The organism is Marinobacter sp. DUT-3, from assembly GCF_050379435.1.
GTDB lineage: Bacteria > Pseudomonadota > Gammaproteobacteria > Pseudomonadales > Oleiphilaceae > Marinobacter.
On record NZ_JBNRMG010000019.1, the window covers coordinates 1 to 24,792 of the forward strand.

Here is a 24,792-nt window from a genome sequence, read left to right on the forward strand (position 1 = left end):
CGGAACCGCTACGAGCACATCCATGTGCGCTTCTCTCAGGCCATCCATGGCCTTCGAAATTCCGCGAAAGCAAATCCCCGCTCCCTAGTTCAAACTGTGGGCGCATGTGGTTAAGCAATACGCCGTAAAGCGTGTTCTAGGCCTCCCGGAATTTGGAGGGAGGTATTAAGTATTTTTCGATCAGCCTTCACCAACTCTGCAAAGCGGTGGTGAGGTACGTCCTTCGGGGACTATCTTTGGCCAAGGATGGCCAAAGCTAAGCGGCCATGGATGGCTCGAGCGTGTCCCCGAAGGACGTACCTCAGCGCCGCCACCCCCAAGAGTGGCGGACTGGGCCAAAGCTAGAGTCCAACTCCAAAAGTCAGACCCGAAAACATCAGATACCAGCAGCGTCCTTCAGGGCAGAAGCGCGATCCGTCTTCTCCCATGGGAACGCGGTGAACGTCTTGCCGCCGACGGTCATCTCGTACGGATCACGGCCGAAGTGGCCGTAGGCTGCCGTCTGCTGATACATCGGGTGCAGCAGGTCGAGCATGTTGGTGATGGCGTATGGACGCAGGTCGAAGTTCTGGCGCACCAGTTCGATGATCTTGTCGTCGCTGATCTTGCCGGTGCCGAAGGTGTTCAAGGAGATCGAGGTTGGTTGTGCCACGCCGATGGCGTAGGACACCTGGATCTCGCACTTGTCTGCCAGGCCGGCGGCGACGATGTTCTTGGCGACGTAACGGCCAGCATAGGCGGCGGAGCGGTCAACCTTGGACGGGTCTTTGCCGGAGAAGGCGCCGCCGCCGTGGCGTGCCATACCGCCGTAGGTGTCTACGATGATCTTGCGACCGGTCAGACCACAGTCGCCCACCGGGCCGCCGATGACGAACTTGCCGGTCGGGTTGATGTGGAACTGGGTGTCCTTGTGCAACAGCTCTGCCGGCAGCGCGTGCTTGACGATCAGTTCCATGACGGCTTCTTTCAGGTCTTCCTGGGTGACGTCTTCGTCATGCTGGGTGGACAGGACGACGGCGTCGATGCCGGAGACCCGGCCGTTTTCGTAGCGGCAGGTGACCTGGCTTTTTGCATCGGGGCGCAGCCACGGCAGCAGGCCGCTCTTGCGGGCTTCGGCCTGGCGCTGGACCAGTCGGTGGGAGAAGGTGATCGGCGCAGGCATCAGCACGTCGGTTTCGTTGCTGGCGTAGCCGAACATCAGGCCCTGGTCGCCGGCGCCCTGGTCTTCCGGCTTCTGGCGGTCAACGCCCTGGGCGATGTCGACGGACTGCTTGCCGATGATGTTGATGATGCCGCAGGTGTCGCCGTCGTAGCCCACTTCGGAGGAGGTGTAGCCGATGTCCTTGATCACGCCACGCACCAGGTCTTCCAGATCGACCCAGGCACTGGTGGTGATCTCACCGCCGACAATCGCAACGCCTGTTTTTACCATGGTTTCACAGGCAACACGGGCGTGTGGGTCTTCGGTGAGGATGGCATCCAGAACCGCGTCGGAAATCTGATCCGCCAGTTTGTCTGGATGGCCCTCAGAGACCGATTCGGAGGTGAAGATGTTGTAGTCAGCCATAATGCGTGCTCCTCTTGAGCGTTTCAAATGCGTACCGGTGGTTGGCTGTAATGGGCCATTCCGGTTACTGGTTTTGTTGGTGTTATCAGGGATACGTGAAACTACGTACCCGTATATCAAAATATGTTGATATTGCGTTTGCTCGCGTCATCCGGGGGCGGTGGTTTTCCAGAATTCCCGCACCTGTATCTGGAAGCCGTTACGCAGCCCTATAAACAGTTGCTCCCCGGCCATCATGCCTGCGTCTGCCGCCCAGGCGGTCAGTTCCTCGGGCTCGAAGCCCAGCCACAGGTCGCCGCAGTTTTCCTTGGCCCAGTCCTGATCGTGGCTGCACAGGTCACTGACGACAAAGCAGCCGCCGCCGTTCATCAGCGCGGCGGCGTCCAGGAAGATGTCCGCCGGGCTGGGAACGTGGTGCAGCACCATGTTGGCCACTACCAGGTCAAACGCGTCGCCACGGGCCAGCAGGTTGTCGGTGACGCCTTCAATCAGGTCGACATTATTAAGGCGATCGTCAATGCAGGTCCGTGTGGCCTTGGCCAGCATGTCGCGGGAGTTGTCCAGCGCCACCACGTGCTCGCAGATCTTTGATAGCACCGGCAGGAAAGCGCCTTCACCGGGGCCGATTTCCAGGGCGGTCTGCCACGGGTGTTTGTCGGCGCGTTTACGGATCAGCTCGGCCACGGGCTCGGCGTACAGGTCAAAGGCGGCAATCAGTTCCTGTTGCTCGCGGAACTGTTCGGAGTGGCGAGAGAAAAACGCCTGTGACTGATTCGCCCGCTGGTCGCGGATGGCTTCAATTTTTTCCTCCAGGTGCGACGGCAGGGGAACCTGGTCCACTGTCTCGAACACCAGGCGGATGGTCTGGTCCGTGAGCTTGTCGCTGTCCAGGCTCAACGGGCGGCGATAGAAAATGGCGTTGCCTTCCCGCTGGGGCTCCAGCAGCCCGGCCTTATGCATCACCTTGAGGTGGTGGCTCATACCGGACTGGCGCATCTCGAACAGTTGGCTCAGTTCCAGCACCCCGAAAGTGTCACGACGTAACACGCGCAGAATCTCCAGGCGCAACGGATCCCCGCTCGCTTTATAGATCGGGGCCAGGGCGTCCAGGGAGGACAGGTCGGCGGCGTGTGTGGTCATGGAAGTCATGGTTGGCAAGTTTAGGGGTGTTCTGTTGGTCAATCAATAGCCATATCAAAAAAAATTGATATAGATTTTGAGTTCCTTGAGTTTGGTTCGTTTCGGGAAACCCGATTTGCTCCCACACACACTAATCGGCGAAAATACGCGCCTTATTTTTGAGCAGTTCTATTTTTCCCGAAAAACACTGGAGAAACGTCAATGCCGTCTCGTAAAGATCTCGCCAACGCCATTCGCGCGCTGAGCATGGATGCGGTTCAGAAAGCCAAATCCGGCCACCCGGGTGCGCCCATGGGTATGGCGGATATCGCCGAGGTTCTGTGGAACGATTACCTGAGCCACAACCCGGCCAACCCGCAGTGGGCCAACCGCGACCGCTTCGTGCTGTCCAACGGTCACGGCTCCATGCTGCAGTACTCTTTGCTGCACCTGAGCGGGTACGACGTTTCCATTGACGACCTGAAGAACTTCCGTCAGCTGCACTCCAAAACCCCGGGCCACCCTGAATACGGTTACACCCCGGGCGTTGAAACCACCACCGGCCCCCTGGGGCAGGGTTTCGCCAACTCCGTGGGTTTTGCCCTGGCGGAGAAAGCCCTGGCGGCGCAGTTCAACCGTCCCGGTCATGACATCGTGGATCACTACACCTATACCTTCCTGGGCGACGGCTGCCTGATGGAAGGTATCTCCCACGAAGTGGCTTCGCTGGCAGGTACCCTGGGTCTCGGCAAACTGATCTGCTTCTACGACGACAACGGCATTTCCATCGACGGTGAAGTGGATGGCTGGTTCACCGACGACACGCCGAAGCGTTTCGAAGCCTATGGCTGGCAAGTGATTCCGGCGGTAGACGGCCACGATGCCGACGCCGTTCGCGCAGCCATTGAAGCCGCCCGCGCCAACACCGATCAGCCCACCATGATCTGCTGCAAGACCATCATCGGCTTCGGCTCTCCCAACAAGCAGGGCAAGGAAGATTGCCACGGCGCGCCGCTGGGTGACGACGAAATCGCACTGACCCGCGAGCAGCTGGGTTGGACTCATGGTTCTTTCGAGGTGCCGTCTGAAATCTACGCCGAGTGGAACGCCAAAGAGAAAGGCGCTGCCGCACAGCAGGCGTGGGAAGAGAAATTCGCTGCCTACGAAAAGGCCGAGCCGGAACTGGCAGCCGAATTCAAGCGCCGCATGGCCGGCGACCTGCCTGCCGATTTCTCCGAGAAGGCCCAGGCGTACATCCAGGAGTGTCAGGACAAGGGCGAAACCGTCGCCAGCCGCAAGGCCTCCCAGAACACCCTGAATGCCTACGGTCCGCTGCTGCCGGAACTGCTGGGCGGCTCCGCTGACCTGGCCGGCTCCAACCTCACCATCTGGGGCGGCTCCAAGGGCGTGACCAAAGAAGACGCCAGTGGCAACTACATCTACTACGGTGTGCGCGAGTTCGGCATGGCCGCCATCATGAACGGCATCGCCCTGCACGGTGGTTACGTACCTTACGGCGCGACCTTCCTGATCTTCATGGAATACTGCCGTAACGCCGTGCGCATGGCAGCGCTGATGAAGCAGCGCTCCATCTTCGTGTTCACCCACGACTCCATCGGCCTCGGCGAAGACGGCCCCACGCACCAGCCCATTGAGCAGCTGGCCAGCCTGCGCACCACGCCGAACATGAGCACCTGGCGCCCGGCTGACACCGTGGAATCCGCCGTGGCCTGGAAAGCGGCCCTCGAGCGCACAGACGGCCCGACGGCCATGGTGTTCTCCCGTCAGGGACTGCCGCACCAGGAGCGCGATGCCCAGCAGTTGGCAGATGTGGCCAAGGGAGGCTACATCCTGTCCGACAGCGAAGGCATGCTGGACCTGATCCTGATTGCCACTGGCTCCGAAGTGGCCCTGGCCCAGGACACCGCCGCCAAACTGCGGGAGCAGGGCAAGAACGTACGCGTAGTGTCCATGCCGTCCACCGACACCTTTGATGCCCAGAGCGCCGACTACAAACAGAAAGTGCTGCCGCTGGAAGTCACCAACCGCATCGCCATCGAAGCCGCCATTGCCGACTACTGGTACAAGTACGTGGGCCTCGACGGCCGCGTGGTTGGCATGACCACCTTCGGTGAATCTGCGCCCGCCGGCGAGCTGTTCAAGGAATTCGGCTTCACCGTCGACAACATCCTGGAAGTCGCCGCGGAACTGCTGGACGCCTGATGAGCAAAGCCAAGCCTTTTCGCATCGCGATCAACGGATATGGCCGGATTGGCCAGTGCGTGTTGCGCGCGCTGTATGAAAATGGCTATCGCGATCACCTTCAGGTGGTCGCGATCAACGAGCTGTCCGACATCGACACCATTGCTCACCTGACCCGTTATGATTCCACCCATGGCCGGTTCCAGGGTGAGATCGCGGTGGAAGGTGACAACTTGGTGGTGAACGGCGATCCCATCCGCATATTGCGGCATCCGGAACCCTCGGAACTGCCGTGGCGTCTGCTGGATGTGGATCTGGTGCTGGAGTGCTCCGGTGCCTATTCCGACCGCGCGACTGCCCAAAAGCACGTGGACGCGGGCGCCCAGCGCCTGCTGTTCTCCCAACCCGGGGAACCGGATGTCGACCGCACGGTAGTGTTCGGTATTAATGAAGGCGAACTGACCCAAGAGGACGTAATCGTCGCAGCCGCCTCCTGCACAACCAACTGCCTGGTGCCTGTTATCCAGGTGCTGGACGACGCATTGGGCGTGGAGCAGGGCAGCACGACCACTATTCACGCGGCGATGAACGACCAGCCGGTGATCGACGCCTACCATCATCAGGACCTGCGTCGCACCCGCAGTGCGCTGCACAACATCGTGCCAGTGGACACCGGACTGGCCAAAGGCATCGAGCGCTTGTTGCCCCACATGGAAGGTAAGTTCAGCTCGGTTGCCATGCGGGTACCGACCATGAACGTATCCGCCATCGACATGGTGGTGAATGTCCGCAAGCCAACCACGATTCAGGCGGTGAACGAATTGCTGAAAGGCGCGGCCAGAGGACCGCTGAAAAACATCCTCGGATACACCGACGAACTCCTGGCCAGCTCCGATTTCAACCACGACGCCCATTCCGGCGTGGTTGATGGCGGCCAGACCCGGGTGACCGGGGAAACCATGGTGAAAGTGCTTTGCTGGTTCGATAACGAATGGGGTTTCGCGAACCGAATGCTGGACGTCAGCCACTGCTGGCTAGAGAAAACCGGCAACTAAACCAAGACCAGATCAAGGGAAGAAAACAATGGCGATCAAAAAAATGACCGAGCTGGACCTCGCTGGCAAGCGGGTCCTGATCCGCGAAGACCTCAACGTGCCGGTAAAAGACGGCCAGGTCTCCAGCGATGCCCGCATCCGCGCGTCACTGCCCACCATCAAGGCCGCCAAAGACGCCGGCGCCAAGGTCATGCTGATGTCACACCTCGGCCGCCCGGAAGAAGGCGTCTACGACGAAGCTTCCTCCATGAAGCCCGTCGCTGACCACCTCACCAAAGTGCTGGGCCAGGAAGTACGCCTGATCAAAGACTACCTGGAAGGCGTTGAAGTGGCCGACGGCGAAGTCGTCCTGTTCGAAAACGTCCGCTTCAACAAGGGCGAAAAGAAAGACAACGAAGACCTCGCGAAACAGTACGCCGCCCTGTGCGACGTCTACGTAATGGACGCCTTCGGCACCGCCCACCGCGCCCAGGCCTCCACCCATGGTGTAGCGAAATTCGCTCCCGAAGCCTGCGCTGGCCCGCTGCTGGCCGCAGAGCTGGACGCCCTCGGCAAAGCCCTCGACAACCCGGCCAAGCCGGTCGTTGCCATCGTCGGCGGCTCCAAAGTCTCCACCAAACTGGACGTCCTCAACGCCCTGGAAAACGTCTGCGATCAGATCATCGTCGGCGGCGGCATCGCCAACACCTTCCTGGCCGCAGCTGGCCACCCGGTCGGCAAATCCCTGTGCGAGCACGACCTGATCGGCACCGCCAAGGAAATCGCCTCCCGCGTGGAAATTCCACTGCCCGTGGACGTCGTGGTTGCCAGCGAATTCGCCGAAACCGCCACCGCCACCACCAAGAACATTGCCGACGTCACCGACGACGACATGATCCTCGACGTCGGCCCGGAAACCGCCGGCAAGTTCGCCGACGTACTGAAGAACGCCAAAACCATCCTCTGGAACGGCCCGGTTGGCGTCTTCGAATTCGACCAGTTCGGCAACGGCACTAAAGCGTTGGCAGAAGCCATCGCCGAAAGCGACGCCTTCTCCCTGGCCGGCGGCGGTGATACCGTGGCGGCCGTTGACAAGTACGGCGTTGCTGACAAAATCTCCTACATCTCCACCGGCGGCGGCGCGTTCCTCGAATTCGTCGAAGGCAAAACCCTGCCGGCAGTAGCCGTACTGGAAGAGCGCGGCGAATAAGCTTTTTTACTTTACAGTTTAGGCACTAAGAACGAAGCCAGAATCGCAAGGATGGAGGGGGAACAGGGGTCGCGGAATTTCGAAGGCCAAGGATGGCCTGAGAGAAGCGCACATGGATGTGCTCGTAGCGGTTCCGCGAACCCTGTTCCCCCTCCATCCGTAGCAGACTCCCAAGTCTGAAATAGATTTCAACTACCAAACGTCCAACGAAGGAGACGACCCATGGCCCTGATTTCGATGCGGCAAATGCTGGATCACGCCGCCGAGCATGGTTACGGTGTGCCAGCCTTTAACGTCAACAACCTGGAACAGATGCGCGCCATCATGGAAGCCGCCGACAAAACCGACTCCCCGGTAATTGTCCAGGCCTCCGCCGGTGCCCGCAAATACGCCGGCGCCCCCTTCCTGCGCCACCTGATCCTCGCGGCCATCGAAGAATGGCCCCACATCCCGGTCGTCATGCACCAGGACCACGGCACCAGCCCGTCCGTGTGCCAGCGCTCGATCCAGCTCGGCTTCAGCTCCGTGATGATGGACGGCTCCCTCGGTGAAGACGGCAAAACCCCGATGGACTACGAATACAACGTAGACGTCACCCGCCGCACCGTAGACATGGCCCACGCCTGTGGCGTCTCCGTTGAAGGCGAACTGGGTTGCCTCGGCTCCCTGGAAACCGGCCAGGCCGGTGAAGAAGACGGCATCGGCGCCGAAGGCACCCTGGACCACAGCCAGATGCTGACCGACCCGGAAGAAGCCGCCGACTTCGTCAAGAAAACCCACGTCGACGCCCTGGCCATCGCCATCGGCACCAGCCACGGCGCCTACAAGTTCACCCGTCCACCGACCGGTGACATCCTGGCCATCGACCAGATCAAAGCCATCCACGCCCGCATCCCGGACACCCACCTGGTCATGCACGGCTCCAGCTCCGTACCCCAGGACTGGCTGGAAATCATCAACCAGTACGGTGGCGAAATCCCGGAAACCTACGGTGTACCGGTTGAGGAAATCGTTGAAGGTATCAAACACGGCGTTCGCAAGGTCAACATCGACACCGACCTGCGTCTGGCCAGCACCGGCGCGGTCCGCCGCTTCCTGGCAGAAAACCCGGCCGAGTTCGACCCGCGGAAATTCCTCAAGGAAACCATGAAAGCCATGACCGAGGTGTGCGTCGCACGCTACGAAGCCTTCGGTTGTGCCGGCAACGCCAGCAAGATCAAACCAGTCAACCTCGAACGCATGTTCGAGCGTTATGCGGCTGGTGAGCTGGATCCCAAGGTTAAGTAATCCTGCTTAAAGTCGCCCCCTGGCGTTGAGCCAGGGGGCTCCTGAATTCCCTCCGACTCCCCTTTCGAAGCTCAAGTATTTTCCTGTCGAATGGCTTTATGAAAAAGGCAAGGCCCACCTGAGTGTGCTATCTTGTCCGGAAAGTGATGTTGTTTTCCGGACAAAATTCATGGCTGGTGTCTAATGAAAAGCCTTGAAAACAAATTAGTTAGCAAGATTTATGGCATGGGTAGGGGTTGGTCTTTTTCAAGAAAAGATTTTAGCCTGCTGGGAAGTGCCGAATCCATTGATAAGGGGCTGTCTCGCCTTGCGAAGAAAGGCACTGTACGTCGCCTGACTCGTGGGCTGTATGATTACCCTCGCTATAGCAAGTGGTTGCAACAGGAGCTTGGACCAGACATGGACCAGGTAGCCCATGCGTTGGCACGAAAATTTGGCTGGAGTATCCAGGTAACGGGCAACGCTGCGCTGAATATCCTCGGTATCTCAACGCAGGTTCCTACGCGCTTTATCTACCTCAGTGATGGCCCCAGCCGCACCTATTCGATACTGGGCAATGAACTGACGTTCAGGAAATCCCGCTTCACTCACCTGAATCTCAAGCATACCCAAAGCGCGTTGCTGGTGCAGGCCATAGAAGCGCTGGGTCAGAAGAGCCTGACTCAAGAAAATCTTGCCGTCATGGCTCGATACCTGAGTCCGCAAGGCCCATTGCCTGAGCGGCAGAGGTTGGCGATCGCCAAAGATACTCAATTCGTGACCAGCTGGATTCAGGAAACCATTACTGTCATTTTGAATATGGCCTCAAAGGAGGAGGCAGTGGTATGAGGAATATCGCCAGGGAAACGGCACAACAGCGACAGGATCTGTTTGCAGCAACCTCCAGTAAAATGACAATGACACCCGCTGCCGCGGAAAAGGATTTTTGGGTTGTCTGGTGCCTGGACACCCTGTTCAGCCTGCCAGATTGGGCATCCCGTCTGCGCTTTAAAGGTGGCACCAGTCTCTCGAAGGCTTACGGGGTGATTGAACGGTTTTCTGAAGATATTGACCTGATTCTGGATTGGACCGGGCTAAGCGATGAAAATCCGGTCGCGGGGCGGAGCAAAACCAAGCAGGGGTGGTTGAATACATCCATCAACCAGGCCGCCCAGTTTCTGATTCGTGAGCAATTATTGCCCGATTTGCAGCGGGCTCTACAACCAGTATGTCAGGCAAGCCTGGATAAAGATGACCCACACACCATTAATATAGAATACCCGGCACTTTTTGCCCCTGGTTATTTGCGCCCAATTGTCCGGTTAGAAATCGGCCCGCTAGCGGCCATGTTGCCGATGGAATCAAAAACTGTTGCGAGTTACGCCGCTCAGTGTTTCCCACAAGTCTTCCAGACGCCTGGAGTCGAAGTTCCAACCATTCGCGCGGAAAGAACCTTCTGGGAAAAAATGACAATCCTTCACGCTGAGGCGCACCGGCCTGCGGACAAACCATTGCCTACCCGCTATGCCAGGCACTATTACGACGTGTACCGTATGGCCAGTAGTCAATATGCAGAGAGTGCCCTGAAGGACATAGAACTGTTGGCGGAGGTAGTGGCTTTCAAGCAAAAGTTTTACCCCGCCGGCTGGGCAAGCTACCAAACGGCAAAACCAGGCACGATGCGGCTACTGCCTTCTGATGCGCATATCCGGGCTCTTGAAGTCGATTATGATGCCATGACAGAAATGGTTTTTGGTGATGTCCCTGAATTTGAATCACTACTGCAGGTTCTCGAAGCGCTGGAGGAACGAATCAATAACCAGGGCCTAGCAGAAAAACTTTAGTTATCCCTTCCGCCCCAGCCGTTCCAGCGCCAACAGCGTATCCGCGTAATTCACAAACCGGTTCAGATACTCTGGCGACAGCTTCTCCATGGTCGCAATCGCTCGGCTGACCAGCCGGTGGGCGTTCATCGGGCCGGCGTTTTCCGGGGTTTGTTCGATGGCCTGGCGGATGCGGTCCTGCAGGGCCTGTGTGCCCTGATCCGCCTGCACCCTGGCCATGGCCTTGAGTGGGCGTGGCGAGCTGTCCGTTCCTGCAGGCTGTGTCGGCCTCCCATCCTCTTCACCGAAGATCAGTTTTTCCAGGGGTGAAGGGGGGGCTTGTACGTGTGTTTCAGGTGACTGATTCAGGGCCTCCAGCAGAACCTGCAATGGTGAGGGTTGGCCGGTCTCGGCAGGTTGTTCCGGTTGCTCTGCACCAGCTTGCGGCCCGGCCCCGGCCTGATACTCCGCCACAGCCTGCGCCAGCCGCTGCCAATGCCGGGTCCCCTGAAGTCCTTTCGCCCGCAGCTTTTGCTCCAGAACTTCCAGATAGCGGAAACGGATCGGATCCAGCCGATCCGCACCAGAGCCCCTGAGATCAGCCAGTTGTTGCTCCATGGTGGTCGCTTCCGCAGTGGCAGTCATCAGTTCCCGGCTCCATTATCAGTTTCGGCAGCCATAGCGGGAGCCCGTGGCACCGTGCTGATCTCCACCCGTCGGTTCTGGGCCCGGGATTCGGCATCCACATTGGGCACTGCCGGGTGGTGGGGGCCGAAGGCCGCGGCAAAGACCCGGTCATCGGGCAGGCCCAGTTCCATCAGGGTACGGGTGACCGTCAACGCCCGTTGGGCGGACAGCCCCCAGTTATCCTGATAACGGTTGCCACGGTGCATGGGCAGGTCGTCGGTAAAGCCGCTGACCATGAGCAGCTCATCGTGTTGGGTCAGGTAGGTTTGCAGTGGCGCAACCAGGGATTGCAGCACGGCTACGCCATCCGCCTGTAACTGATCCGAGTTCAGTTCAAACAGGACGTTGCCGCTGATACCGATACGGCCATCCCGGAACGTCACCAGGCCTTTGGTGAGGGGATCTTCCAATGCCTGCTCCAGCGCCATACGGCGCTCTTCCTCGGCCACCCGGCGCTCCTTCTCTTCCGCCAGGGACTGGCTGAGTTCCAGCTGTACGCCGATCACCCACACCAGGATCAGCACCAGAATACCCACCAGCGCCGCCATCAGGTCAGAGAAAATCGCCCAGATCGGTGTGGACTGCTGTTCGCCGCCTTCCAGGTGCTCCATCAGTTGGCTCCGGCAGTCTCTGGCTGTCCCTTGCGCAGGGCGGCCACGGCATCGATGACGTCCTTCTGGGAACTGACAGACAGATCGATGACCTCGCGGGCCTGCGCCACGTAGTAGGCCAGCTGCTCATCATGGCGGCTGCTGGCGCTGTCCATCGCCTTCTGAATGTTCGCCAGGCTTTCCTGCAAGCTGCTATTGGAGGTGCTGAACAACGCCACCGCCTGGTGGAAGGCTTCGCTGAGGGCGCCCACTTCCTGACTGCTGCCGGTAATGTCGTCGCCCAGTTTGCCAAGCTGCTGGCTTTGTTCCTCAATCAGGGTGTTGAAACGCTCGCTGATCCCGGTGAGGGTGTCACCGGCGCCGCTGATCAGGGAATCCACCGCCTGACGCTGGCTATCGGCATTGCTGCGCTGGGATTCCAGCAGCCTGTCCAGTTCCTCAACCAGCCTTTGGCGCTCCTCCAGCAACTCGTTTTCCCGTTCGCTGTTCCGGGCCATTTCACGTTGCAGCTGGTTGATCACTTCCGCCGCCGCTTTCGGGGTTTCCGAAGCCGTTTCAATCAGGCGGGTCATCGGCGCTTCCAGGCCAGTGCCCAGCTGGGTCAGGTGGTCGCTTACGGTTTTCTCCAGTTGTGCCAGCCGGTCAGTCGCTGCCTCGCCTCGGGCGGTTTCCTGGTCACGGAGTGCTGTGAGTTGTTCGCTGATTCTGCTGATCAGCGTATCCAGACCTTGCTGCTGATCGCTCACAATCTGGCTGCTTTCCTCGCGGAAGAGGGACTGATACTCCTGAAGCCGGTCACGCAGATCGGCCATGAAGGATTCTGTGGTTTGCTGCTGTTGCTCCAGACTCTTTTGCCAGTGCAGAACGCTCTGTTCTGAAGCCTCCTGCTGCGTCGCGAGGTTTTGCTGCCAGCGTTCTCCGGCCTCGATCGTGGTTTTCTGGAAGCCTTCGGCGATCTCAGTCAGTTGCTGTTTGGTGGCATCAGACCAGCTCTGGTGCAGTTCCCCGGCATCGTCGCGCAGGCGAGTCATCGCATTCTCCACAATCGGTTCCATGCGCTCTGCGGCCAGGCGGGTACTGGCGTCCAGAGCCGACTCCAGCGACTGTGCCACGGAATCCGCCAGGGTCTGGTAGTGGCTCCCGACGGTGTCGTGGAATTCCTGCTGATTGCGGGTCAGGGATTGCTCAAGGGTCTGGCCAAGTTGTTCCATTCGGGCGGTCATGGTTTCCATGGCGGAAGCCATTTGGGGCAAAGCCCTGGCCTGGGACTCCAACGCCTGAAACGCCTGCTGGCGCTGGTAGTCCGCCGACAGATGATGCAGCTTCTGGCGCAGGGTTTTGTCCAGCTGGCGGGAGACCAGCAGCCGCTCGCGCCGGCTGAGGGTGGAGGCCAGCCCCAGCATGGCGGAAGCCGCCACACCGGCAATGGAGGTTCCGAACGCCAGGCTGAGTCCGGCGATAGGCGCGGCCAGGGCACTGCGAATCACGCTCAGCTCGGTGCTGCCATCCAGCGCTGAGGCGGCACCGTTGAGGGTCACGATCATGCCGGCAAAGGTGCCGAGCAGACCCAGCATCACTAGCAAACCGACAAGATAGGGAGTTAGCTGCGGGCTGGGCAACGCGGCGGAATGGCCGTCCAGGCGCTTCTGCACGGCAAACTGAACCGGCTCCGGCAGGCCGGAGAGCCAGCCTTCGATCTGTTCGCGGTTTTCCGGGGCATCGTTCAGTCGTTCGGCCAGCTGGTAGGTGGTACGCCGAAACCCGATCAGTTCGGCGAAACCCAATCCGTACACTGCCGCGATAATGGCGGTCACGGTCAGTGCCAACAGGTCAGAGCCGAGAAAACCCTGGCCAATCCAGGCCATCACGGCCAGGCCGATGGCAAATGCGAGAAAGAAAAAAAGTCTGGTCATGGCGAATCGCTAACCTCGTTGTGGCAGGCCTCCAGCAACCCCAGCACCGGCTCCAGCCGAACGTCCAGTTCAGCGAGTAACAGAGTCTGCGCTTCCTCGCAGTAACGGTGGAGCCAGTCACCGGGTTGGGTGCCCGGTTCCGGGGATTGCTCAGAGGATGTCCTTAAGGCCTGGAACCGCTGCTCCAGGACCTTTGAAATGTGGGAAAAACACTGGCTGGTGTAGCCGGCCATGGTGTGATCAAACACCGAGTCCAGCTCTGCCAGCCGGGCCAGGTTCTGGCCCTGATCTTTCATCGCCTTACGCACCTTGTCCCGCAATTGGCGGGTGGCGGCGGCGATCTTGCGTTGCAGCGTGAGCCAGGCATTCAGGTAGGGCTCGAACGCAGCCGGGTCTTCCTGTTCAGTCTCAACCCCGTAGCCGTAAATTCGGCGAATCAGAGCCTGGCGCGTGGTGGCCAGTTCCCGGGATAGTTGCTCGATAACCGCACTCTGCGCCGTGGCAGGCTGGCCGCCACGGAAGGCCAGCGCGGCATCCAGATTCATGGTGTCCCCAAGCCCGAATAACCGGCCCAGTCGTTCGGCGAGACACGGCAGGCTGTCGTCAGCAACCATGCCCCCCGGCGGAGCGGCCAACTGCAACAGCCTTGACCGGGGATGCCCGGTTTGTCGAGGTCGTGCTTGAGTCATGGGGTTGAGGCGCACCGTTTGCATTGGTAGTCGTTACAGGAAACACGAGAGTCATGCATTGCCGATAGCCGGCGGGTGCCTATACTAATGGCTATTCGGGGGGATTGATAATGACCGTTTCTTAGTGGAGTTGCTGCCTCTGGGCCCAGGCGGGCTGTCTGCCAATACTTCCTCCTTGTATTTTCCATAACAGCGTCAAATATAAGTAATCAGAGAACAATCTTTGACCAGATGCGAGGAGTGCAATGGACTTCAAAGACTATTACGCCGTCCTCGGTGTGAGCGAGTCAGCCTCCCCCGAGGAGATCAAAAAGGCTTACCGCAAGCTGGCCCGCAAATACCATCCGGATGTCAGCAAGGAAGACAACGCAGACACCAAGTTCAAGGACCTGGGCGAAGCCTACGAGGTCCTGAAAGATCCGGAAAAGCGTGCGGAGTACGATGAACTGCGTAAGTACGGTGCCCGTCCTGATGGTTCCTTTGAGCCACCGCCCGGGTGGCAGAGTGCGTCCGGATTTGGACGTGGCGGCTACACCGAGGCCGATGCCCGCCAGTTCAGTGACTTCTTCGAAGAGATTTTCGGTGGCGGCCGTGGCGGGTTTTCCAGTCAGGGATTTGGTGGGGGTGGTTTCCGCCAGAATACCCGCATGCGTGGTGAAGATGTGCATGCCCGGCTCGCGCTGTTTCTGGAAGAGGTCTTCCACGGCTGCGAGAAGCAGGTGTCGTTCACCGTCCATGAAGCCGATGACCATGGCCGGATTGTGGCCCGTCAGAAGAATCTGAAAGTGAAAATTCCCGCCGGGATGCGGGAAGGGCAGCATCTGCGCCTGAAAGGCCAGGGCTCTCCCGGTATTGGCGGTGGTGAACCGGGTGATCTGCTGATCGAGGTGGAACTGGCGCCACACCCGCTGTTCAGCGTCGAGGGGCGCGACGTGGTGGTGACGGTCCCCGTTGCGCCCTGGGAAGCAGCGCTGGGTACATCCGTCACGGTGCCGACGGTAGGCTCCAAAGTGAACGTAAAAGTGCCCAAGGGGTCCTCCAGCGGGCGTAAGCTTCGTCTCAAGGGCAAGGGGTTGCCAGGCAAGCATCCGGGCGACCAGATCGTGGTGCTGCAGATCGTGATGCCGGAGCGGCACTCTGAAGAAGCTGAAAAGCTCTATCAGCAGTTGGCCGAGGCGGAGAAACACTTCAATCCGCGTAGCAAACTTCATGTGTAAGCGGGGGAGCTGGGAATGACCAGGAAAGATCCGATTCATACCGTGGAGGTGGCAGAGCCTCAAATGACGCTGACCCTGACAGAAATTTGCGAGCGAGGTGAGTGCCACGCCGAATTTGTCATCAAACTGGTCAGCTATGGTGTTATTGCGCCGGTCGAAGATGTGCCGGAGGAACGGCGCTGGGAATTTGACCTGGCGGCACTGGCACGGTTGCGTAAGGCGCAGCGGTTGCAGCGGGACCTGAAGATGAACCTGCCGGGGCTGGCGATGTCGCTTGAGCTGCTCGATGAAGTCCAGCAGATGCGCCGTGAGGTGGATCGCCTCAATCAGCAGCTGCGGCAGCTGACGGGGGAGTGGTAACGCTCTCCCCCCTTTTTTATTGCTCCCGCTTTTCCAGCGCCTGTATCTCCGCGTAGATTTTTTCCGCTTCTTCCATAAGCGTGCCATGGGTGCGCAAATCGCCGTTGCGCTGCGCATGGAGCGCCTTGGCGAGCTTGTCTTCGTACGCCTTCTTCAGCTTTTTCTTCGGGTCACCTTTGAGAAATCCCAGCATGGTTCCGCACCTGTTTTCGATTGTGTGTAGACAGCTTACGCACTCGGAAAGCAAAAGTTCATAAATTCTTAATGATCAAAAACTCGACATTCTCCGAAAATGGGAATAAATTCCCAAAATACAGGTTGGGAAAAATATCCCAAACAGGAGTTCCAAGAGAGCGGGGCGGAATGGCCTTGCGGGAAAGCAACAAACAAGCCTGGAGAATCGAGATGAAACGTAATGCCTTGTCTGTAGCAATCAAATTCGCGATCAGTGGTGCGCTTGTCGGTGCGTTGGCAGCCTGTGGCGGCGGTGGAGGCAGCGGTTCCGGCAGTTCGGACAGTGCCGACACTTCCAGCGGTTCCAGTGTGGGCCCGGTCTCCGGTTTTGGCAGCGTCTACGTGAACGGTACCCGTTTCCGCACCGATGGTTCCGTCACCAGTGACGATGGTGTGGAGCGGGAAACCCAGCTGGAAAAAGGCATGATCCTCAAGGTTCGTGGCAGTTGGGATGATCGCGGTGAGGGTGAAGCGCAGCGCGTTGATTACGATGACACAATCCGCGGGCCCCTGACGTCCGCCACATGGGACGATGTCGAAAAGACCGGGGCGCTGATTGTTGCAGGCCAGACGGTTCGTCTCGATGGTCAGACCGTCTTCAAGGGCCTGAGCCCGGTGGACCTCAACGGCGTGGCTGCCGACACCTATCGAGTACGCGTCAGCGGCTGGCAACTGGATGATGGTTCTTTTCGCGCCAGTTTCGTTGGCGTGAAGGCCATCGGCGTGGATTTCGATGATGACAATGAAGTGGAAATCGAGGGCGTGGTCGAGAATCTTGATACCGACGCCCAGACTTTCACCATCAATGGCTTTCCGGTGGACTACACCAGCGCCGTCTTTGACGACGACCTGAACAGGGATGACCTGCGCGATGGCATTGCCGTTGAGGTTGAGGGGAATCTGCAAGGTGGTGTGCTGGTTGCCCGGGAAATCGACGACGAGGACGATCTGTTCGACGACGATGATGACGTGGAGATCGCCGGCACCGTATACGACTTTGACGCGGGCGCCCGCACATTCTTTATCAACGGAATCCAGGTGCAGATCAATGGCAGCACCGAGTTTGATGATGGGCTTCGGGAGAGCAGCATAACCAATGGCCTGCTGGTAAAAGTGGAAGGCGAGTACCGCAATGGTTTGTTGATTGCCGAGGAAATCGAGCCGCGGGACGGGGATGCCGAACTGGAGGGTGTGATCGAGTCAAAGCCTGACGGTGAAACCCTGATCGTCAGCGGTGTGCGTGTGGCGCTGACCAGCGGAACCCTGATTGAAGACGACGATGATGACGACCGCATCACCATGCGCACCCAGGACATAGAAAGCCTGAATGTAGGGGACTTTCTGGAAATCGAGGGTCGCCAGCGCTCGGATGACGGTGGCTTTCTGGAGGCCATCAAGGTCGAGCGGGAAGACGATGGCGATGATGGCTACGAAATGGAAGGTCGGGTGACGGCGCTGTCCAGCACCACCGTCACCGTCATGGGCCTGGAAATGTTGCGGGGCAGTGCCGATTTCTCCGGTATTGAGGTCGGCAGTGACGTGGAGGTGGACTACTTCCGCAACAGCGGCGGTGATTATGTCGTCGATGAAATCGAAGAAGACGACTGATCATGCCGGAGGCAGGCCGGGGTTACGCCCCGGCCGGTCACTTCTGGTTTTGATGCGGCCATGGGAATACAATCCCAAATATGAAACATTTCAACAATAACCCCCTGCATCGGGCGCTGTACCGTATTCTCCGCCCGCTTGCCCGGCTCCTGCTTCGCAATGGTATTCCATTCGGGGAGTTCGCGGACCTGGTCAAGCGCGCGTATGTGGAAGCGGCGATGGAAGATTTTCACGATGGCCGGAAAAAGCCCACGGACTCCAGAGCGGCAGTCATGACCGGTCTGACCCGCAAGGAGGTCAAACGCCACCGTGAAATCCTGGCAGGCGAACATGCCGGTGCAACCGCTGGCGTTCACTCCAACCGGGCGTCGCGGGTCGTTTCCGGCTGGGTGCATGATGCAGCCTTTCAGAGCGGGGACGGGGAGCCGGCGTTGCTGGCGTTTGACGGATCGCTGAGTTTCAGTGAGCTGGTCCGGCGATACAGTGGCGATATGCCGCCAAGGGCGGTGCTCGACGAGCTGCTCCGGGTGGGGGTTGTTGGAACTGACGACGCAACCGGCAAACTGGTTTTGAAACAGCGTGCCTACGTGCCGGCCGGGGACAGTGAGGAAATGCTCCAGATCTTCGGGGAAGACGTATCTGATCTTATTGCGACAATAGATCATAATCTGGTCAGTGGTGAGTCCGGCAGTCAGCCCTTGTTCCAGCGCACGTTGACGTATAACAACATTCCTCCGGAAGTCATGGCCCGCTGGCGGAAACACGCCGCCGCCCAGTCCCAGGCCCTGCTTGAACAGCTGGACCGATGGCTGGGACCCCATGATCGGGACATCGCGGGGCTGAAAGGGAGCGGCCACACCGGAGAACCGGTGAGAACCGGCGTCAGTATTTTCTATTTTGAGGAACCGGTGCAGCCGGATCCAAGCAGGGAGCCAACCGAATGAAACTGACAACCAGGATTCGCTATCTGACCATGCCCGTGCTGCCTGTCGCGGCCCTGCTGCTCTCCGGCTGTGGAGGCGGAGGTGGTGGTGACGATCTCGGGGTTGCTGATGGCGGTATTCGAGGTACCGGTGCCAGCGTGGGCCCGGTCTCCGGTTTCGGCAGCGTGTTTGTCAACGGCATCCGCTTTGAAACCGATGGCAACGTGGTCAGTGATGACGGCATCACCTCGGAAAGTCAGCTCGATAAAGGCATGATCCTGCGGGTTGATGGAGAGTGGCGAAACGACGGTGAAGGCACCGCTGAGCGGGTGGAATACGATGATACTTTCCGGGGTGAAATTGTCATTGTGGCCGAAACCCTTGACCCTGATGACAGCACTATCCGGGAAAGCGTGACCTTCACGGTCTACGGCCAGACCGTGGTGGCAGACAAGCAGACCGTGTTCAGGGGATTGTCGCTGCAAACCCTGGATGACGGCGATTTTGTCCGCGTCAGCGGCTGGCGCCTGCCGGATCCGGACGGTCGCTATCGGGCCAGCTATGTAGGCTCACTGGAAGCCTCTCCGAATGATGTCGAGATTGAGGGGCGGATTGACGAGAACTCCGTGGATATCAGCCAGAACCGGTTCTCGATCAACGGCTTCCCGGTTGGATATGACAATACCACCACCTTCGGAGGTGGTTTGACTGAAAGCGATCTCCGGGACCCCGGCCTTGTCGTCGAAGTGGAGGGCCGCATCGGTTTCGTTGGCGGAGACACCGGGCTGATTGCCAGCAACATTGAGCAGGATGAAACCCGTCGCTATCAACGTGGGGATGATGATGACATCGAGTTCGCCGGGCCGGTTGCCACAGCGTTTGACGACGCTGACAGCACCTTCACTATCAATGGCCTGACTGTGGTGGTCCCGGACGACGACGTGTTTGAAGATGGCCTGGCCGGCGCAGACCTGCAGCCGGGCCTGTTGATCCAGGTTGAAGGGAGCTTCCTGGCGGATGGTCGCGTTGAGGCGGCGGAAATCGAGATCCGCGACGCCAACGCTGAAGTCGAGGGGCGTATCAACCAGGCGTCCATCGATTTCAGTGCCAGCACTTTCCTCGTAGGGGGCGTACGGGTTCAGGTAACGCCGTTAACCATCATTACCGATGATAACGATGACCAAAGGATCGGGCTGGCAGACCTGAACGGCGCCTTTGAAGTCGAAGTGGAAGGCATTGAACGGTCAACGGACGGCGGTGAGGTGTTTTTGGAGGCGACCAAGGTGGAACGCGAAGAAGAGGACGACCTGGACAATGAGTATGAGGTGACGGGACGTCTGGGAGCCATTGATGACACTACCATCACCGTACTGGGTGTCCGGATACGGGCGGTTGAAGGTGAAACCGGGTTTGAGGACACTCAGCGCGATCAGCTTAAGGCGGACTTTGACAGTGGTGAGCGGCCACTGGTTGAGGTGGATTACGCTGAACAACCTGCAAACAGCGGCAATTTTATTGCTGATGAGGTGGAACTGGAGGAAGAAGACTCCGACAGTGATGGTTGACCAGAACGCCGGAATGAAAACGGGGCCTCACTGGCCCCGTTTTCATTCTCCGTGCCTCAGCCGCACAGCGCCGATCGGGCCGAGTGATACTCGTCACTCAACCGGGCGACCAGTGCCTCCACCGATGGCACATCGTGAATCTGGCTGACCCCTTGTCCCGCTGACCATACGGTTTTCCACGCCTTGGCTTCATCATCGATCGGCTTCAGCTTTTCGCCGTAATTGATCTCGCCTGCCTGCTGGAGTTTGTCCATGGGAAATCCCGCCGCTTCCAGACTCTGGCGCATGAAACTCGCCGGAATGCCGGATACGGCCGGGGTGTGGATGATGTCCGCCGAAACCGCTTCGATGATCATGTTGCGATAGGCGTCCTCCGCCTGGGACTCCACCGTATTGATAAAACGGGTGCCCATGTAGGCCAGGTCGGCACCCATGGCCTGTGCCGCCAGCAGGTCTTCACCGTGGGACAAACCACCGGCAAGGATAATGGCGCCATCGAACACCTCGCGGATTTCATGCACCAGCACAAACGGGTTGATGGTACCCGCATGGCCGCCGGCTCCGGCCGCGACGGCGATAATACCGTCCACGCCCGCTTCGGCGGCCTTGCGCGCGTGCTTCTGGTTGGTGACATCGTGAAAAACCAGACCGCCGTAGCTGTGTACCGCATCCACCACCTGGCTGGCCGCCCCCAGGGAGGTGATGACAATAGGCACCTGATGTTTGACGCACAACTCCAGATCGGCCTGCCAACGGGGATTGGTTTTGTGAACGATCAGGTTGACCGCGTACGGCGCCACGGGCTGATCCGGGTGTTGCTCCCTGTACGTATCCAGTTCCCGGTTCATCTGGATAAGCCACTCCTCGCATCCCTCACTGGTACGCTGGTTCAGTGCGGGAAAGCTTCCGACAATGCCCCGCTTGCAGCAGGCCAGCGCCAGTTCCGGACCGGAGATCAGAAACATGGGCGCGGCAATCAGGGGCAGGGACAACGTATTCTTCAAAGATTCGGGCAGTGCCATGAGTATTCCTTAATTTTTGTTGGAACTTTTGTAGGATATAAAGGATCTTAGCGTGCTCACCAATCCCTGAACACAGGCTTTGAAAATCAATAACACACCAATGAATAAAAAGGAGTTCTTATGGGTGAAGCCAAACGACGCAAGGAAACCGGTGCCCCTCCACCCAGGAAAGACAACAGTCGCAAACCTCTGATTGTGGGCGCTTCGATCCTGGTTGTTGTGCTCGCCATTATCGGCGTGTTCTTCCTCACCGCCTCACCGGACCCGACATCCGATGAGTTGCCAGTGGCCGCCCCGAACGCCGATGCGTTTCCGGCGGAGCTGGATCGTTACGGCGTTTCAGTGGGGGATGCTGAAGCCCCGGTAGTAGTTCGCGAATTTGCTGATTACCAGTGCCCGGCCTGCGGGCGGTTCTCCGATGCCAGCCAGCAGCTGAAAGAAAAGTATGTAGAGTCCGGACAGGTACGGTTTGTTTATTTCGATTTGCCGTTGCAGCAGCACCAGAACGCCATGCCGGCGGCCCAGGCGGCCAGATGCGCCGGTGATCAGAATGCCTACTGGCCCATGCACGATCAATTGTTTGAAAAACAGACCGAGTGGAGTGGATCGGGTGATCCGGTGGCAACCTTTACCCGCTACGCCAATGACCTGGGTCTGGAAGAACGCCGTTTCCGTCGCTGCATGAACACCGAACTGCATAGGGAAGCCGTTGAGCAGAGCCGGCAGGTGGCCATGCAGCTGCGGGTGACCAGCACCCCGACCGTACTGGTCGACAATATACGCCTGACCCGTCCCGGCTGGGGGCAGTTATCCGCTGTCGTGGAGCGCGAGCTGGCGGACAATAAACAGGATTAACTTGATCGCATCGCTCAGTTGGTTAAAATTTGCGCCCCTCCCGTAACCCCGGTGGTGCGGGAGGTGGATGCAAATACATGCTCCGGATTTACGGTCCGGCCCGCAGGAGAAAAACATGAGCAATGACGTAGTTGTCTGCGCGCTCTACAAGTTCGCAGTGCTGAATGATTATAAAACCCTTCGCCAGCCGCTGCTGGACCTGATGCTGGAGAAGGACGTGCACGGCACTCTGTTGCTGGCACGGGAAGGCATCAACGGCACCATCGCCGGCAGCCGCGAAGGTGTTGATGCCATCAAGGAATGGCTGGGCAGCGATGAGCGTTTCGACGGCATTGATTACAAGGAATCCTTCGTGGATATCCAGCCGTTCAAGCGCACCAAGGTGAAGCTCAAGAAAGAGATCGTCACCATGGGGGTCGATGGCATCGATCCCAAGCGCATCGTCGGCACCTACGTGCAGCCGAAAGACTGGAATGATCTGATTTCCGATCCGGACGTAGTTCTGGTAGACACCCGCAACCAGTACGAGGTGGAGATCGGAACGTTCAAAAATGCCGTCAATCCGGCCACTGAAACCTTCCGTGAATTCCCCGAGTATGTGCAGCAGAATCTGGACCCTTCCAGACACAAGAAGGTCGCCATGTTCTGCACTGGTGGTATCCGCTGCGAAAAGTCCACGGCCTTTCTGAAAGAGCAGGGCTTTGAAGAGGTGTACCACCTGCAGGGCGGCATCCTGAAATATCTGGAAGACGTCCCGGAGGAACAGAGCCTCTGGCAGGGCGAGTGTTTTGTTTTCGATGATCGTGTCACCGTCAACCACAAGCTTGAGCGGGGCGAATACGACCAGTGCCATGCCTGCCGGCGCCCGATCACCGAAGAAGACAAGCAGCGCCCCGAGTACGAGCAGGGTGTGAGCTGCCATCAGTGTATTGAATCACTGACGGAAGAACAGAAAGCACGGTTTGCAGAGCGTGAACGGCAGATGCGCCTGGCGGAAGAACGTGGCGAAGCCCATGTGGGCGGCGAGGCGGCCCGTATTATCGCCGAGCGCAAGGCCCGCAAGAAAGCGGAGCGCGAACGTCAGGCCCGTAAGAGTCTGGCGGGGGAGCAGGCCGGGAAATCCGCGAAAGCGTAACAAGGAGATTCCATGGGATTGAAACAGGCAACGGCCATTACCGCGATTCTGGTGTCGCCCCTGGCGATGGCAGATGCGAAAGACTGGGAAGGCGAGGCGGAACTGGGTGTGCTCAAGACCACGGGCAACACCGAGGAAACCAACGTCAACGGCCGTCTTGGCCTGATCCACGAAGTCATCGAATGGCGCAACATCGGTAACTTCCGTTCAGCCTATTCCGAGGCCGAAGACGAGACCACGGCCGAACGCTACCGGGCCGACCTGGAAACCAACTACAAGTTCGATGACCACCAGTACTGGTTCCTGCGCGGAGGTTACGAGGACGATCGGTTCTCCGGATACGACTTCCAGTCGTCCGCGACCACCGGTTACGGTAACCGCATCCTGCGTTGGGGCGATGAATCCTTCCTCGATCTGTCAGCGGGTGTTGGTTATCGTTTCAACAAGCTGGAAGAGCCGGACGAAGATGGCAACCGGGATGAAGAAGAGGCGATTGCCCGCCTGGCGGCGCAGTTGGACTTTGCCCTGTCAGAGAACGCCCTGTTTCGTCAGAAGCTGAGCTCGGAAATCGGTCTGGACGAGAACAACGTCATCACCGAATCGGAAACGTCGCTGCAGGCAAATGTCGTCGGTAATCTTTCCCTGAAAATAGCTTACCGGGTCAAGCACGTGTCCAATGCCCCGCTCGATTCTGATAAGACCGATACTGAGACCTCTGTGTCACTGCTGTACGGTTTCTGAATACCGGGCACAAAAAAACGGGCCTCGCGGGGCCCGTTTTTTATTGGCGGCTACACCTTGTTGCGTAACCCCAGCTCATCCGGGTAAGGCGTGAGATAACGTTGGGTGTGAAGGTAATCCACCGGTTCCCTTCGTTGCGCCATACGCAGCAGCGTCATGGGAACCACCAACGGGACCTCTCCACGGTGGTAGGCGTCAATCTGTTCCATCAGCACCTTACGGTCCTCGTCCGCCATTGAATCCCGCAGGTACCCCATCAGGTGTTGCATGGCATTCACATGGGAGCCGCGGCTGACTTTCTGGCTCATGGCTTCCATGAAACTATGAATATACCGATCGGCGAGATCCGGCAGTGGTCCGGATTTCAGGTCCCCCAGCATCGGGCCAAGCTGGCGGTAGATGCGTTCCGAATGGGCCAGCAACTGAAACTTGTGGCGGGTATGGAACTCGATCAGTGCCTGGGGTGAGAGCTTGTCGCCCGCCACGTTCTGCATCCAGTCGTCGTAGGCGAACACCCGCTCGATGAAGTTTTCCCGCAGCATGTCATCGTTCAGCCGGCCCTCTTCCTCAACGGGCATCAGCGGAAAGGCCTTGATCAGCGCCTCTGCAAACATGCCGCGACCATCACGATGCACCACCCGGCCTTCCTCGTTATGGATCTTGATACGCTCCATGCCGCAGCTGGGGGATTTGGCCATCAGGATGTAACCACGAAGATGGGCCAGTGATGGCAGCACCTCATCAATGAACGACTGCATGGCGTCGGTGTGGTCAGCGGTGCCTTTGGTTTCTATCAGTCGCAGTCCCTCCGGGTATTCCCGAAGGTGAATGGCCGGGCGTGGCACGCCCAGGCCGGCTTCCAGCTCCGGACAGATGGAGCGGAACTCAAAATGCTTCGAAAGTACCTGGGTGCAATAACGGGAATGCTTGTGGCCGCCATCGTGGCGAACCTCTTTGCCCAGCAGACAGGTGCTGATCCCAACTGGTATGCCGCTCACGTGTTGCCTCCCG

At 58.9% G+C, this 24,792-nt stretch carries 23 protein-coding genes; 14 read left to right on the forward strand and 9 right to left on the reverse strand.

The genetic code is table 11. From position 1 onward, the window contains the following. Positions 1-376: 376 nt before the first annotated feature. Both metK and ACQUWM_RS18555 read right to left on the reverse strand, forming a co-directional pair. Positions 377-1,567 (reverse strand): methionine adenosyltransferase, encoded by a 1,191-nt coding sequence (metK, locus tag ACQUWM_RS18550; RefSeq protein ID WP_428923081.1) that lies wholly within the window; start codon positions 1,565-1,567, stop codon positions 377-379. Between the two features lie 147 nt (positions 1,568-1,714). Beyond that, on the reverse strand, positions 1,715-2,716 hold the full coding sequence (locus ACQUWM_RS18555) for an ArsR/SmtB family transcription factor (protein WP_407002485.1): 1,002 nt from the start codon (positions 2,714-2,716) through the stop codon (positions 1,715-1,717). A 192-nt stretch (positions 2,717-2,908) separates the two neighbouring features. Between ACQUWM_RS18555 and tkt the strand changes: the two genes are divergently transcribed. The 6 genes from tkt (at position 2,909) to ACQUWM_RS18585 (ending at position 10,242) form a co-directional block, all read left to right on the forward strand. Beyond that, a complete protein-coding gene (gene tkt / locus ACQUWM_RS18560; RefSeq protein WP_406987377.1) occupies positions 2,909-4,909 on the forward strand; it encodes a transketolase in 2,001 nt (666 codons plus the stop codon). After that, on the forward strand, positions 4,909-5,943 hold the full coding sequence (gap, locus tag ACQUWM_RS18565; protein ID WP_406987376.1) for a type I glyceraldehyde-3-phosphate dehydrogenase: 1,035 nt from the start codon (positions 4,909-4,911) through the stop codon (positions 5,941-5,943). The genes tkt and gap overlap by 1 nt, the downstream gene beginning before the upstream one ends. A 28-nt stretch (positions 5,944-5,971) precedes the next feature. Next, positions 5,972-7,132, forward strand: a complete 1,161-nt coding sequence (locus ACQUWM_RS18570; protein WP_428923082.1) for a phosphoglycerate kinase — start codon at positions 5,972-5,974, stop codon at positions 7,130-7,132. 222 nt (positions 7,133-7,354) lie between these two features. Further along, positions 7,355-8,419, forward strand: coding sequence for a class II fructose-bisphosphate aldolase (fba, locus tag ACQUWM_RS18575; RefSeq protein WP_428923083.1), 1,065 nt, complete (start codon positions 7,355-7,357; stop codon positions 8,417-8,419). A 183-nt stretch (positions 8,420-8,602) separates the two neighbouring features. Next, positions 8,603-9,247 (forward strand): DUF6088 family protein, encoded by a 645-nt coding sequence (locus ACQUWM_RS18580; RefSeq protein WP_428923084.1) that lies wholly within the window; start codon positions 8,603-8,605, stop codon positions 9,245-9,247. Next, entirely contained in the window at positions 9,244-10,242 is a 999-nt protein-coding gene (locus ACQUWM_RS18585) for a nucleotidyl transferase AbiEii/AbiGii toxin family protein (RefSeq protein WP_428923085.1), read from the forward strand. The genes ACQUWM_RS18580 and ACQUWM_RS18585 overlap by 4 nt, the downstream gene beginning before the upstream one ends. Here the strand turns inward: ACQUWM_RS18585 and ACQUWM_RS18590 are convergent, their stop codons facing one another. From ACQUWM_RS18590 to ACQUWM_RS18605, 4 genes are read right to left on the reverse strand one after another with little or no spacing between them, the layout of a single operon-like run. Continuing rightward, positions 10,243-10,866: a DUF2894 domain-containing protein gene (locus ACQUWM_RS18590; RefSeq protein ID WP_428923086.1), complete on the reverse strand. Its 624-nt coding sequence runs from the start codon at positions 10,864-10,866 to the stop codon at positions 10,243-10,245. Continuing rightward, positions 10,866-11,519: an OmpA family protein gene (locus ACQUWM_RS18595; protein ID WP_407002476.1), complete on the reverse strand. Its 654-nt coding sequence runs from the start codon at positions 11,517-11,519 to the stop codon at positions 10,866-10,868. The genes ACQUWM_RS18590 and ACQUWM_RS18595 overlap by 1 nt, the downstream gene beginning before the upstream one ends. Then, positions 11,519-13,432, reverse strand: coding sequence for a DUF802 domain-containing protein (locus ACQUWM_RS18600; protein ID WP_428923087.1), 1,914 nt, complete (start codon positions 13,430-13,432; stop codon positions 11,519-11,521). Before ACQUWM_RS18600 ends, ACQUWM_RS18595 begins: the two co-directional genes overlap by 1 nt. Further along, a complete protein-coding gene (locus ACQUWM_RS18605) occupies positions 13,429-14,121 on the reverse strand; it encodes a DUF3348 family protein (protein ID WP_428923088.1) in 693 nt (230 codons plus the stop codon). Before ACQUWM_RS18605 ends, ACQUWM_RS18600 begins: the two co-directional genes overlap by 4 nt. Positions 14,122-14,366: 245 nt before the next feature. Between ACQUWM_RS18605 and ACQUWM_RS18610 the strand changes: the two genes are divergently transcribed. Beyond that, on the forward strand, positions 14,367-15,338 hold the full coding sequence (locus ACQUWM_RS18610; protein WP_428923089.1) for a DnaJ C-terminal domain-containing protein: 972 nt from the start codon (positions 14,367-14,369) through the stop codon (positions 15,336-15,338). Between the two features lie 15 nt (positions 15,339-15,353). Next, positions 15,354-15,698, forward strand: a complete 345-nt coding sequence (locus ACQUWM_RS18615; protein ID WP_407002472.1) for a chaperone modulator CbpM — start codon at positions 15,354-15,356, stop codon at positions 15,696-15,698. 16 nt (positions 15,699-15,714) lie between these two features. Here the strand turns inward: ACQUWM_RS18615 and ACQUWM_RS18620 are convergent, their stop codons facing one another. Then, complete coding sequence (locus tag ACQUWM_RS18620; RefSeq protein WP_406987357.1) at positions 15,715-15,891, reverse strand: DUF6435 family protein; 177 nt, start codon at positions 15,889-15,891, stop codon at positions 15,715-15,717. A gap of 212 nt (positions 15,892-16,103) precedes the next feature. Between ACQUWM_RS18620 and ACQUWM_RS18625 the strand changes: the two genes are divergently transcribed. The 3 genes from ACQUWM_RS18625 (at position 16,104) to ACQUWM_RS18635 (ending at position 20,028) form a co-directional block, all read left to right on the forward strand. Continuing rightward, positions 16,104-17,540 carry a DUF5666 domain-containing protein gene (locus tag ACQUWM_RS18625; protein WP_428923090.1) on the forward strand — a complete coding sequence of 479 codons (1,437 nt, stop codon included), beginning with the start codon at positions 16,104-16,106 and terminating at the stop codon, positions 17,538-17,540. An 80-nt stretch (positions 17,541-17,620) separates the two neighbouring features. Next, positions 17,621-18,484, forward strand: coding sequence for a DUF6502 family protein (locus tag ACQUWM_RS18630; protein WP_407002469.1), 864 nt, complete (start codon positions 17,621-17,623; stop codon positions 18,482-18,484). Next, positions 18,481-20,028: a DUF5666 domain-containing protein gene (locus ACQUWM_RS18635; RefSeq protein ID WP_428923091.1), complete on the forward strand. Its 1,548-nt coding sequence runs from the start codon at positions 18,481-18,483 to the stop codon at positions 20,026-20,028. Before ACQUWM_RS18630 ends, ACQUWM_RS18635 begins: the two co-directional genes overlap by 4 nt. 56 nt (positions 20,029-20,084) lie before the next feature. Here ACQUWM_RS18635 and ACQUWM_RS18640 read toward each other — a convergent pair whose 3' ends face one another. Next, the gene (locus ACQUWM_RS18640; RefSeq protein WP_428923092.1) at positions 20,085-21,050 is read right to left on the reverse strand and encodes an NAD(P)H-dependent flavin oxidoreductase; all 966 of its coding nucleotides are present in this window, start codon (positions 21,048-21,050) and stop codon (positions 20,085-20,087) included. Positions 21,051-21,170: 120 nt separating this feature from the next. Between ACQUWM_RS18640 and ACQUWM_RS18645 the strand changes: the two genes are divergently transcribed. The 3 genes from ACQUWM_RS18645 (at position 21,171) to ACQUWM_RS18655 (ending at position 23,781) form a co-directional block, all read left to right on the forward strand. Further along, on the forward strand, positions 21,171-21,905 hold the full coding sequence (locus ACQUWM_RS18645) for a DsbA family protein (protein ID WP_407002466.1): 735 nt from the start codon (positions 21,171-21,173) through the stop codon (positions 21,903-21,905). A gap of 115 nt (positions 21,906-22,020) precedes the next feature. After that, positions 22,021-23,040 carry a rhodanese-related sulfurtransferase gene (locus tag ACQUWM_RS18650; protein WP_428923093.1) on the forward strand — a complete coding sequence of 340 codons (1,020 nt, stop codon included), beginning with the start codon at positions 22,021-22,023 and terminating at the stop codon, positions 23,038-23,040. Positions 23,041-23,052: 12 nt separating this feature from the next. Further along, complete coding sequence (locus tag ACQUWM_RS18655; protein WP_428923094.1) at positions 23,053-23,781, forward strand: DUF481 domain-containing protein; 729 nt, start codon at positions 23,053-23,055, stop codon at positions 23,779-23,781. 50 nt (positions 23,782-23,831) lie between these two features. Here the strand turns inward: ACQUWM_RS18655 and ACQUWM_RS18660 are convergent, their stop codons facing one another. After that, complete coding sequence (locus ACQUWM_RS18660; protein WP_428923095.1) at positions 23,832-24,779, reverse strand: YbgA family protein; 948 nt, start codon at positions 24,777-24,779, stop codon at positions 23,832-23,834. Positions 24,780-24,792 lie beyond the last annotated feature (13 nt).

What these genes read in the sequence shown, in the direction of transcription:
- metK (WP_428923081.1), bottom strand. Translation starts at nt 1,567, where the DNA reads ATGGCTGACTACAACATCTTCACCTCCGAATCGGTCTCTGAGGGCCAT.
- ACQUWM_RS18555 (WP_407002485.1), bottom strand. Translation starts at nt 2,716, where the DNA reads ATGACTTCCATGACCACACACGCCGCCGACCTGTCCTCCCTGGACGCC.
- tkt (WP_406987377.1), top strand. Translation starts at nt 2,909, where the DNA reads ATGCCGTCTCGTAAAGATCTCGCCAACGCCATTCGCGCGCTGAGCATG.
- gap (WP_406987376.1), top strand. Translation starts at nt 4,909, where the DNA reads ATGAGCAAAGCCAAGCCTTTTCGCATCGCGATCAACGGATATGGCCGG.
- ACQUWM_RS18570 (WP_428923082.1), top strand. Translation starts at nt 5,972, where the DNA reads ATGGCGATCAAAAAAATGACCGAGCTGGACCTCGCTGGCAAGCGGGTC.
- fba (WP_428923083.1), top strand. Translation starts at nt 7,355, where the DNA reads ATGGCCCTGATTTCGATGCGGCAAATGCTGGATCACGCCGCCGAGCAT.
- ACQUWM_RS18580 (WP_428923084.1), top strand. Translation starts at nt 8,603, where the DNA reads ATGAAAAGCCTTGAAAACAAATTAGTTAGCAAGATTTATGGCATGGGT.
- ACQUWM_RS18585 (WP_428923085.1), top strand. Translation starts at nt 9,244, where the DNA reads ATGAGGAATATCGCCAGGGAAACGGCACAACAGCGACAGGATCTGTTT.
- ACQUWM_RS18590 (WP_428923086.1), bottom strand. Translation starts at nt 10,866, where the DNA reads ATGACTGCCACTGCGGAAGCGACCACCATGGAGCAACAACTGGCTGAT.
- ACQUWM_RS18595 (WP_407002476.1), bottom strand. Translation starts at nt 11,519, where the DNA reads ATGGAGCACCTGGAAGGCGGCGAACAGCAGTCCACACCGATCTGGGCG.
- ACQUWM_RS18600 (WP_428923087.1), bottom strand. Translation starts at nt 13,432, where the DNA reads ATGACCAGACTTTTTTTCTTTCTCGCATTTGCCATCGGCCTGGCCGTG.
- ACQUWM_RS18605 (WP_428923088.1), bottom strand. Translation starts at nt 14,121, where the DNA reads ATGACTCAAGCACGACCTCGACAAACCGGGCATCCCCGGTCAAGGCTG.
- ACQUWM_RS18610 (WP_428923089.1), top strand. Translation starts at nt 14,367, where the DNA reads ATGGACTTCAAAGACTATTACGCCGTCCTCGGTGTGAGCGAGTCAGCC.
- ACQUWM_RS18615 (WP_407002472.1), top strand. Translation starts at nt 15,354, where the DNA reads ATGACCAGGAAAGATCCGATTCATACCGTGGAGGTGGCAGAGCCTCAA.
- ACQUWM_RS18620 (WP_406987357.1), bottom strand. Translation starts at nt 15,891, where the DNA reads ATGCTGGGATTTCTCAAAGGTGACCCGAAGAAAAAGCTGAAGAAGGCG.
- ACQUWM_RS18625 (WP_428923090.1), top strand. Translation starts at nt 16,104, where the DNA reads ATGAAACGTAATGCCTTGTCTGTAGCAATCAAATTCGCGATCAGTGGT.
- ACQUWM_RS18630 (WP_407002469.1), top strand. Translation starts at nt 17,621, where the DNA reads ATGAAACATTTCAACAATAACCCCCTGCATCGGGCGCTGTACCGTATT.
- ACQUWM_RS18635 (WP_428923091.1), top strand. Translation starts at nt 18,481, where the DNA reads ATGAAACTGACAACCAGGATTCGCTATCTGACCATGCCCGTGCTGCCT.
- ACQUWM_RS18640 (WP_428923092.1), bottom strand. Translation starts at nt 21,050, where the DNA reads ATGGCACTGCCCGAATCTTTGAAGAATACGTTGTCCCTGCCCCTGATT.
- ACQUWM_RS18645 (WP_407002466.1), top strand. Translation starts at nt 21,171, where the DNA reads ATGGGTGAAGCCAAACGACGCAAGGAAACCGGTGCCCCTCCACCCAGG.
- ACQUWM_RS18650 (WP_428923093.1), top strand. Translation starts at nt 22,021, where the DNA reads ATGAGCAATGACGTAGTTGTCTGCGCGCTCTACAAGTTCGCAGTGCTG.
- ACQUWM_RS18655 (WP_428923094.1), top strand. Translation starts at nt 23,053, where the DNA reads ATGGGATTGAAACAGGCAACGGCCATTACCGCGATTCTGGTGTCGCCC.